9 protein-coding genes are annotated in these 10,018 nt (G+C 60.1%); 1 reads left to right on the forward strand and 8 read right to left on the reverse strand.

Going from position 1 to position 10,018, the window contains the following annotated elements:
* The first annotated feature begins 48 nt into the window (after positions 1–48).
* On the forward strand, positions 49–774 hold the full coding sequence (locus GT019_RS22015) for a sulfite exporter TauE/SafE family protein (RefSeq protein WP_161745459.1): 726 nt from the start codon (positions 49–51) through the stop codon (positions 772–774).
* A 24-nt stretch (positions 775–798) separates the two neighbouring features.
* Here GT019_RS22015 and GT019_RS22020 read toward each other — a convergent pair whose 3' ends face one another.
* The 8 genes from GT019_RS22020 to GT019_RS22055 all read right to left on the reverse strand — a co-directional run bounded on the left by GT019_RS22020 (position 799) and on the right by GT019_RS22055 (position 9,769).
* Positions 799–1,653: a P-loop NTPase family protein gene (locus GT019_RS22020; RefSeq protein ID WP_161745461.1), complete on the reverse strand. Its 855-nt coding sequence runs from the start codon at positions 1,651–1,653 to the stop codon at positions 799–801.
* 17 nt (positions 1,654–1,670) lie between these two features.
* A complete protein-coding gene (locus tag GT019_RS22025) occupies positions 1,671–2,546 on the reverse strand; it encodes a copper amine oxidase N-terminal domain-containing protein (RefSeq protein WP_328804019.1) in 876 nt (291 codons plus the stop codon).
* Positions 2,547–3,122: 576 nt separating this feature from the next.
* Entirely contained in the window at positions 3,123–4,367 is a 1,245-nt protein-coding gene (locus GT019_RS22030; RefSeq protein WP_161745464.1) for an ABC transporter permease, read from the reverse strand.
* Positions 4,351–5,127: an ABC transporter ATP-binding protein gene (locus GT019_RS22035; protein WP_161745486.1), complete on the reverse strand. Its 777-nt coding sequence runs from the start codon at positions 5,125–5,127 to the stop codon at positions 4,351–4,353. The genes GT019_RS22030 and GT019_RS22035 overlap by 17 nt, the downstream gene beginning before the upstream one ends.
* Positions 5,128–5,288: 161 nt before the next feature.
* Positions 5,289–6,515 carry an S-layer homology domain-containing protein gene (locus tag GT019_RS22040; RefSeq protein ID WP_161745467.1) on the reverse strand — a complete coding sequence of 409 codons (1,227 nt, stop codon included), beginning with the start codon at positions 6,513–6,515 and terminating at the stop codon, positions 5,289–5,291.
* 375 nt (positions 6,516–6,890) lie between these two features.
* Entirely contained in the window at positions 6,891–8,402 is a 1,512-nt protein-coding gene (locus GT019_RS22045) for a DEAD/DEAH box helicase (RefSeq protein WP_161745469.1), read from the reverse strand.
* Between the two features lie 19 nt (positions 8,403–8,421).
* Positions 8,422–9,201: an SDR family NAD(P)-dependent oxidoreductase gene (locus GT019_RS22050; protein WP_161745471.1), complete on the reverse strand. Its 780-nt coding sequence runs from the start codon at positions 9,199–9,201 to the stop codon at positions 8,422–8,424.
* 106 nt (positions 9,202–9,307) lie between these two features.
* Complete coding sequence (locus GT019_RS22055) at positions 9,308–9,769, reverse strand: chemotaxis protein CheX (protein ID WP_161745473.1); 462 nt, start codon at positions 9,767–9,769, stop codon at positions 9,308–9,310.
* Between the last annotated feature and the right edge of the window lie 249 nt (positions 9,770–10,018).

Below are 10,018 nucleotides of genomic sequence, written 5' to 3' on the forward strand. Positions count from 1 at the left end.
AAAAGACACGCCCGCCATACGCGCGGCGTGCGGCTAGGAGTGCTTGAGTTGGAAGCGTATTTGCTTGTCTTGGCGGTAGGCTTGGCCGCCGGAGCGATCAGCGGCGTGATCGGAACCGGTTCGTCCATCATGCTGCTGCCGGTGCTCGTCATGGCGTTCGGTCCGAAGGAAGCCGTGCCCATCATGGCGCTCGCGGCGGTCATGGCGAATCTAACCCGCGCATTCGCGTGGCGGCGCGAAATCGATTGGAAAGCGTGTTTCGCGTACTCCGTTACGGGCATTCCCGCCGCTGCCGTCGGCGCCCGGACGTTATTGGTCCTTCCGGTGCATGCCGTGGATATCGCGCTCGGCGCGTTCTTCCTGGCGATGATTCCCGTCAAACGCTGGCTGGACGCCAAAAAGCTGCGCATCCAGTTATGGCAGCTCGCCATCGCCGGGGCCGTCATCGGCTTCCTGACCGGCGTCGTGCTCTCCACGGGCCCGCTGAGCGTTCCCGCCTTCACGTCCTACGGCCTCGCGAAGGGCGGCTTCCTGGCCACGGAATCCGCCAGTTCGTTGGCGCTCTACGTCAGCAAGCTCGCCACGTTCCGCGAGCTGGGCGCGCTACCGCCGAAGATCGTGCTTCAAGGCTTGATCGTCGGGTCCTCCCTCATGCTCGGAACCTTCCTGTCCAAGCGCCTCGTGCATCGCATGAGCCTCGCTTCGTTCCGTTATGTGCTCGACATCCTGATGCTCTGCTCCGGAATCGCCATGCTGTGGGCGGCGATGCAATAATCGCTGCCCGCCTATCATTGCCGGCTAGCGTGCAAGCTTGAAATAATCGGACAGGATGTCCGCTAATACTTGCTTGTACGCAGCTCTATCGAACGAAGCATTATCGACCTTCACTTTGGTTAACCGTAGGTCGTTGTAAATCTCCTCTTCCAGCTCCTTCCTTGCCCGCAGAACCTTCAACGTTCCATCCAACCCTTTGAAGCCGTGCGTTTTGCCATACTTTTGGTTCGTATAGTAGTCGATGAAGCCCTCCGACCATTCCTTCGGCCTTTCCGCCACGGCCTTCCCGAAGGCACGATCAAGATCGCGCTGCTCCACGTAGATCAATAAGGGATCCAGACGCGCCGCAATCGCCGCCAGTTCTACAACATACCCGATGACGTCTTCCTTCCTTGCGCCGTGTTTAATCATGCCCATCGTCACGGGATTTTGGATAAAACAGCATTCGAAAACGAAGACGTCCGTGCCGCCCGAAGCGTTCTCCGCAAACGATCGCCATCGATCCGTTACGAGCTGCCTGTTCCGATCGAGCGATAATTCGTAGATATCTTTCGTTACAATAGCCTGCAGCCATTCATCCGAGAAGATCGAGCCGGACTCATGGAGCAGTTTTCGATAGGGCAGCAGATTATCGCCGGCCTTCGCAATCCTGCGATGATTCAGCAGTTCTCTATGCTGTTCGTGGGCAGCCAATAAGGCGTCCCATTCGTCGTTCTTGAAAAGAGCGACGCCGTCGTAATCCGCCGGATGATCCAGATTCCCCTCCAAGAAAAGCGGAGCGCGTAGGTTCCTTTCCGTCAAAATTTCATGAACGAGCAGAGCCGTCGTCGTTTTCCCGAATCCCGGCAACCCCTCGATCAACGCTAATTTCGGGTTCATGCGTAAAGCCTCCTGTCCTATGCCGCTGCATCGATGCGCTGCTCGCCGTCGATCGGCACGATGTTCCAGCCGTTCGGATTATCCGGATCCCCGAGCCGCCAGGTTTGCAGCGGTTTTCCGTTTTCGTCCGTTCTTCCGTAATCCAACAGGCCGGCCATGAATTCATCCCAGAAAAAGACCGAAGCGCCAAAGCTCGGCACCGTCCCCCATGCTTGATTCTTCTCCGGATAAACCTTTCCTTTCAACACGGCAAGCCCTTCGTCGTTCACCTCGTAGTAGCTGGTTTCGCCTTCCATTTCCACCGTGAAGCGCAGCGTCTCGCCCTCCGGGAACGAATAGCTCGTGCTGCTCCACCCTTCCCAATTCACGTCAAACGAAGGGACGGAGCCGTTCGAGACACGGGACAAGCCGATCGCGATTCGCCGTGCTTCCGTCAGGTCGCCGTTCATAAGCATCTTATAGTCCGATTGCCCTCTAGGCGTACGAACGATCACTCGCTTTTCCGTGGCATTATTCGTTACCTGCACGCCGAGCGTCTCGCCGATAAACCGCAAGGGAACATAAGTAAGACCGTTCTTGACCACGGCGGGGACGTCGAGCACGACGGGCTTGCCGTTGACCGCGGCCGTCTTCTCTCCGACCTTCATCTGCAGGAACTTGCTGTTGTCCTTGGTATGCGCCGTGACGATATGCGTCTTGTTGTCGTAGGCAAACACAAGCCATGACGGATCCGTCAGCGCGCGCAGTTTGACAAGCGTGCTGCCTTCGACCGTGATCGCTTCGTCCTGCACGGCATGACCGTTTACGAAAAGCGCGGCAAACGCCGAAGAACGCCAAAAAAAGAAACTGCCCAATAGAACAAAAAGAACGATTGCCCGCTTAGCCCCGCTCACCACGATCACGCTCCCTATGAAACAATTCCCACTCATTAGGCGCTCAAGGTAAACCAGGGTTGCGCAAAGTTTCTCGATCCCGCCAAGTTCGCCGCGACATTGAATCGCAGCAATCGCAGCACCACGGAAGAGAGCGCCAAACGCAAAAACCGGAGCCCCGTTTCGGAGCTCCGGCCAGAAAAACTGCAGCGCAGGTTTTGCGAATGAGCGCGACTTTGGTGCGGAGCACCACGAGAGCGCTCATCGCAATAACCGGAGCCCGAGCCCCGCTACGAAGCCCCGGCCCTCAAAAAGCACAGCGCAGGTTTTGCGAATGAGCGCGACTTTGGTGCGGAGCACCACGAGAGCGCTCATCGCAAACACCGGAGCCCCGCTCGAAGCCTCGGCCCACAAAAAGCACAGCGCAGGTTTTGCGAATGAGCGCGACTTTGGTGCGGAGCACCACGAGAGCACTCATCGCAAACACCGGAGCCCCGCTTCGGAGCTCCGGCCAGCAAAACTGCAGCGCAGGTTTTGCGAATGAGCGCGACTTTGGTGCGGAGCACCACGAGAGCGCTCATCGCAAACACCGGAGCCCTAGTCGTCCTCCGGATCAAACTTCAGCAGCCGCTTCATCCGCGCCTGGCGCAGCACGAGCACGTACAGAAGCGACAGCGCCAGCGCGATGAGCGCGGGCACGAGATCTCCTTTGCGCGGCAGCAGAATGCCATGCGGCAGCCAGATCAGGACCGCGCAGATCAGAGCCGCGATGCGGTCGACGCGCAGCACGGCGTCATGACGCGTCTGCTCCGGCAGCGGATAGACCAGGCGCCAGACCGAATGCTTGTGCGACTGCGCCAGCGAACCCAGCTGTATGCCGCTCAGCCAGACGAACAGGAGACAGACGGCCGCCGAGCCCCAGCCCTGCAGAAGCCCCGAATAAGCGGACAGCATGCCCGAGAACATGCCGAGACCCGTTAGCCGCATGACGATGCCGCCAAGCTCCGTGCGGATAAGCGTATGCGCGTACAAATACGTAAACGCGCTCCGTTTGCCGTAAGAGACGAACCGTGCCAGCCAGGAGAGATACCGCCGGGACCGCACGGCGGCGGTTTCCGTCGGAACGTCGGCGAAGGCGCTGAAGAAGGCCATGTAGCGCCGGCGCGTCACCTGCTCCTCGGCGATCAAGGTCAGCCAGGGCAGCGGATACCGGGACTGCCGCGAATAGAGCAGCCAGAACAAGCCGCCGATCACGACGAGATACAGCAGCGTCTTCCAGAGCTCCGTCTGCAGCAGCGCGCCCGCGGCAATCGCGGTCGAGGCCCAGCGCAGCAGCCGGATGGCCCGTCTGCCGGCGCGCCCGACAAGCTGCCGCTCTCGCCAGGCGGCGAACAGGTTCATCAGCTTGAGCAGCAGCGCGAATATAACGATGACCAGCACGGGCGTCGTCGCCGGTCCCGCCAGATAAAGCGGCATATAGACCGCGCAGACGAGTAGCACCAATGCGGCGCAGGCAAGCCCGTTATAGCGGAAAGACCTGCGCAGGTAAGCGGGCATCTCCGCCTCGCGCGGCACCAGGAAGACGATGTCCGCCTCCCGCAGCCAAGTGCGGAGGGGACTCCAGCACAAGACCGGCGTCAAGGCGATGACGCCGACCAACGTAAACGGAAAGGAGGCCGGCATATTCCGCAGCAGCACCGCATAGCCGGCCAGCCCCGCGAGCAGGAGCATGATCACGACGCCGGGCAGCCCGCTTTGCGTCATGTCGCGGAAATACGGGATGCTGCCGCGCCAGAAGTCTCCGGCGCGCTTGCGCCATAACGACTCAATGGAACGATCCATGCGATCCCCCATCCGCCACCAGCCGGTAGAAGGCTTCCTCCAGCGATCCCGCGCCGCCGCCGCGGGCCATGCCGGCCGCCTGGCAGACGTCCGCCAGCGTGCCTTGCGCGACGATCGCGCCTTGATGCAGCACGATGAACCGGCTGCAGTACGACTCCACCGTGGACAAGATATGCGAGCTCATGAACACCGACGAGCCTTCCTTCGTGACCTCCACCAGCTTATCCAGCAGCGAGCGGATCCCGAGCGGGTCCAGCCCCAGGAACGGCTCGTCGATGACGTACAGCGACGGGCGCGCGAGCAGCGCGTTCATGATCATGACCTTTTGCCGCATGCCCTTCGACAGATGCGAAGCGAACGCGCGCCGCTTCGGCGTCATGTAGAATTCGTCCAGCAGGCTCTCGCTGCGCTTCTCGAAGAGCGCTTCCTCCACGTCGTACGCCATGCCCGTCAAGCGCAGATGCTCCTCCACCGTCAGCTCGTCGAAGAGCAGCGGCGACTCCGGCACGTAGGCCAGCGCTTGGCGGTACGCCTCCGGCTGCTCCGCGAGCGTATGACCGCCGATTCGGATCTCGCCCGCATGCGCCTGCATCAGTCCGAGAATATGCTTGATCGCCGTGCTCTTGCCGGCGCCGTTCAAGCCGATCAGCCCGACCATTTCGCCTGCGCCGACCTCGAAATTCAAATCATGCAGCACGGGCCGCCGGGGACTATATCCGCCTGTCAGCCCTTTGACTTCCAATACCGGTTTCATCGCGATCACCTCTTTGTTCTACCCTGAATACTACCAAATTTTCGAAGAAATGAAAAACGCCGCTCCTCCGCGCGCCCCGTTTCTTCTATATAAGAAAGACCGGCCCCAGTCATGTGGCATGACTGGAACCGGTCTCGAATGCTGCGGAGCCGTTGCGGCGAGGCGCTTTAAACGACTTTGATGGAGATGACGACGCCGTTCAGCAGCGTCAGCTCGACGGCATGTCCGTTCTCGAGCAAGGCCGCGTTGCCGACGACGGTAACGGTAGGGGATACGTTCAGTACCAACGCCTGCGTCCCGCCGTTCACTTCCTTCGTGATCGAGATCGTGGCGATTTGGCCTTGCGCGTTCAGCGACAAGGAATTGAACTTGCCGGTTTGCGTCGTCACCGCCGGCTGGTCGACCGCCGATTTGGTCACTTCGACGAATACGACTTTGTTTTGGAACGTGCGCACGAGCACTTCGTCGCCCGCCTTCAGCGCCGATACGTTAGCCTTCACGTTGTCGCGGAAAACGAACACGTTCGGATCGAGCGCCAGCGCCACTTCGCTGTTGTCGGATTTCACGACCGTGATGATGCCGTTCGAAGCGGAAGCCTTCAGCTTGCCCGTGATCGCCGCCGCGTCGTGATCCGGGAGTTGATCGTCCGTACGGTCAAGCAAAGCCGCCAGCTCGGCCCGCGTAACCGGCTGGTTCGGACGGAACGTGTTGTCTTCGTAGCCGGTGATCAGGTTCTTCTCGATGGCCACTTCCACGTAACCGACGGAGCCGGCCGGGATTTTGCCCGCGTCGCGGAAATTCAGCTGCGAGTTGCTCTTCGCTTTCGCTTCGGCTTCCAGGCCGAGCGCCTTCACGAGCAGCGTCGCCGCGAATACGCGCGTCGCCGGTTTATCGGCTTGAATCGCATCGTCCGTCTCGGTGAAGAGATCCTTCTCCAAAGCAACGGCCACGTAACCGACCGCCCATGGATACTTCTTCTTCAACTGGTCCGCGTCCTTGAAGTTCAGCTTCGTGCCCATCTCCGCGGCGGATTCCGCTTGGTCCTTCAATCCCATCAAGCGGACCGCCGCCACGATGGATTCGATGCGCGTAATGTGCTGCTGCGGCTTGAACGTGCCGTCGTCATAGCCGTTGAACACGCCTTTGGAAGCCAAGCGAATGATATATTCCATGGCCCATTTGAGATCGTCCTCGTCTTTGAAATGAAGATTGATCCCGCCCTTGCCTTTATCGTCGGGTTTGCCGATATTGCCTTTATCGTCGTGTTTGCCGCTGTTGTGTTTATCTTCATGCCCGTTACCTTTACCGTCGGCAAATGCGCTTCCCGCGCCTCCTGCCAAGGTCAGTAACGCCATCGATGTCACTGCCGCTTTCTTGAACATGGCTTTTTTCATGGTGATGCCACTCTCCTCGCGATGCGGTCCAGGCCGCTTTTTACCTTCGCTCATATCCTTCGCGAGGCTGCAAGGGCTTTCAGGGGGTGCCGTCCGCGACAATTGTCGGCTTACGATACAACAGGCTGCTGTCGCCTTCGGCCGAATACCTGATAATGCTGGGTTTTCAACGACCGCCCCGAAGCAGAAAAAATCTTCAGCCGGCTGCATCGTCCGGCCGAAACCGCGCCTTCAGCACGACTTCGTTATCCATTTTCGTCCACGCTTGCGCGAGTCCGCTTCGGCATGACACGAGCCCCGGCTTACCGCGCCAATTGCACGCAAAAGATGCAAAAAAACCGGAACAGCCCAAGGCTGGTTCCGGTTGCTGCCGTGCTATTGCGGCTCGCCGTCGCGTTTGGCTTTCAGCCACTTCGGCGCCCCTTTGTTTTTCCGTTCCCGCTCCAGCTCTTTTTTGGACTTCGCGGGTTTGGCCGGAGTAGCGCCCGGCTTGCTCGGCGTGCCCGCAGGCTTCGTTCCGCCTTGGCCGGCCGCAGCGCGCGCCGTCTGGCCGCCCGCTGCATTGGCCGTTCCGCCTGCCGAGCGGCGCGCCGTTATCGAAGCGCCCGCCTGACCTGGACGAACCGGCGCCGCGCTTGCCCGCTCCGGCCGCTGCCCGTCCGTTTGCCGCGCGCCCGAAGTATTGCCTTCGCGCCCGACCCGCGGAGCGGATTCGCGCCGGTAGCCTTGTTCCGGACGATTCCCCTGCTCCTCGCCCGGCGTCCATAACCGTCCGCGGTACATCGTCTTCTCCTGCAGGTCGATGCCGAGCTGCTTGCGGAATTTATCCATGATGAACAGCTGGTTGCGAAGAACGATGGACACCACCGTGCCCGGCTTGCCCATCCTTCCCGTCCGTCCCGAACGGTGCACGTAATGATCGGCGTCCAAGGCCGGATCCAGATGCACGACGAGCGGCAAATCCACGATGTCGAGACCTCGCGCCGCGACGTCCGTTGCCAGCAAAATCTGGCAGCGCCCGTCCCTGAACCGGGCAAGCGTCGCCGCGCGGCGCTGCTTGTCGGCATCGCCGTACAGCGTCTCCACCGAGAAGCCTTCGTACTTCAGCTTCGCCTCGTAATTCGCGATCTCGTCCGTTTCGTTGATGAACAGCAGCGCGGAGGCCGGCTTCAAGAGGCGGATGAGCCGCCTTGCCGTGTCGACTTTATCGCGCCGCTCGCTGACGACGTAATAATGCTCCACCCGGCTGCCGACCTGACGGTCGGCATCGACGCTGACCTGCCGCGGCTCCCGCATCCAGCGTTCCTCCACGTCCGCCATCGCCTGCGGCCTCGTCGCCGAGAAGAAGGCGATCTGGCGGTCGCGCAGCATGCCCTTGAGCAAGGTTTCCACTTCGATCGTCGAGCCGAGATTAAACACCTGATCGGCCTCGTCGATCACGACGAACCGGATGGCGTGCAGCTTCAGCTTGCCGGATTTCACCAGCTCGTGGATGCGCCCCGGCGTGCCGACCACGATATGCGGATGCTCGCGCAGCTTCTCCACCTGGCGCTGCATGGACGCGCCGCCGATCAGCTGCTGCGTCTTCACGCCGACGGCTTCGCCGTACGTCTCCGACACGCGGAAAATCTGCATCGCCAGCTCCTGCGTCGGCGCAAGCACCATGACCTGCACGCCTGCGTTCGCCGTGTCGACCGACTGGAGCGCCGGCAGCATGTACGCCAGCGTCTTGCCCGAGCCCGTCTGCGATTTGGCCGAAATATCATGGCCGGCCAGCAGCAGCGGAATCGTATCCGCCTGCACCGGGGTCGGCGATTCGATCTTATTGCTTCTTAACGCTTCGATCAGCTGCGGCTGCAGCTGCAACGTTTCCCAAGACACAGTCATCATCAAACTCCTCGTTTGCTTACTTTCGATTAAGCCATCGGCCCGCGACCCGGTCGGCAAACCGCGGAAACAGCCCGTACAAGCGGATCCCGATGGACGCCGACATCGGCAAGTCCACCTCCGGCGTCCGTTTTCGGATCACGTTCACGATCGCCCCCGCGACCCGCTCCGGCGTCAGCATATAGCCGCGCACGCGGCTGGCGTAGGACCCGTCGGGATCCGCCGTCCGCAGGAAGGGCGTGTCGATCGGCCCGGGATTGACGGCCGATACGGCGATGTTCAGCGGCGCGAGCTCCGCGCGCAGCGCGTTGGTAAAGCCCAGCACCGCGTGCTTCGTCGCCGCGTAGCCGGATGCTTTCGCCGTGCTTATTTTGCCCGCCATGGATGCGACGTTCACGATCTGTCCGCCGCCCTGCGCGCGCATGACCGGCAGCACGGCTTTCGCGCAGCGCACCGCGCCCATGTAGTTCGTGTCCATCATCGCCTCGAACCGTTCCAGCGGCGCGTCCTCGAATAGTTCGAAGACCCCGTAGCCGGCATTGTTGAGCAGCACGTCGATACGGCCGTACGTCCCCGCAACCCGGCGAACCACGTCCTGAACGGCGTCAAAATCCGTCACGTCCAGCTCATAAACGCCATGCTCTCCGCCGATCGACCGGGACAACCGTTCCAGTTTCTCCATATCGCGCCCCGTCAGGATCGGAATGGCGCCCAGCGCGGCCAGCTGCCTGGCCGTCTCCGCTCCCACGCCGCCCGCGGCGCCGGTAATCAGTACGATTTTCCCTTGTAACACGCGCATCACCTGACATTCAGTTTACTTCAACGGGGTCAAATAGGCAAAACGAATCCGCGGCCCGCAACGAAAACGGACAAGAAAAAAAGCTCCCAAAGGAGCTTGAATCATGCTACGATGCAATTAGGACCTGGATATCCAGTTCGCCTATCCCATCCATGATAAGCGGAATGGTCAGTGCTTTAGTCGCTGTAAAGCCTGCGGCCTGCGCGGAATGCACGACTTTCGGCGGGGTGATGTCCACCTTTACGCCCTGATTGAACAACATCGTGCTGGCATTGCCGCTGATCATATTGCCGAGCTCCGAGATCGCGCTTTTGCCCATCTCGTCCATTTCGGCGATGGCGTAGCCGCCCATCATGGCGGAAACCATTTTGAGCGCTACCTGCTCGCTTAAGCCGAATACGATATCCCCGTTCATTTGGCCGTTGATGCCGATTTGAATCCATATGTAGTTCTCTACGAATTTGATGTCTTTAATGCCGAGCTGCCCGGTTGAAGGTCTGATTTGAATCACTTGTTCGATCACGATTTTAGCGGATTCTAAGAAGGGATTAATATACTCAGCCTTCATCTTGAAGTAGCGCCCCTTTTTCGACGATTTCTTTCAAACTACTTACAATTATACAGGATTAATTAGGCCAAGTATACTATTCCTTGCAATATTTGCGGAAATATGTCGAACTCATGTCCCGACTATCCCCATGTCCATGCTTCAAATTGCCTGTTCTGCGGGCTTCGCTCGCAAAACTTAGCCTATGCTTCCGATGCAGTTTTGCTTTCCTCGCCGGATTCCCGGCCGCGGGCTTCGCTCGCAAAACTT

The sequence above is a fragment of the Paenibacillus glycinis genome (assembly GCF_009909185.1).
Lineage (GTDB): Bacteria > Bacillota > Bacilli > Paenibacillales > Paenibacillaceae > Paenibacillus_Z > Paenibacillus_Z glycinis.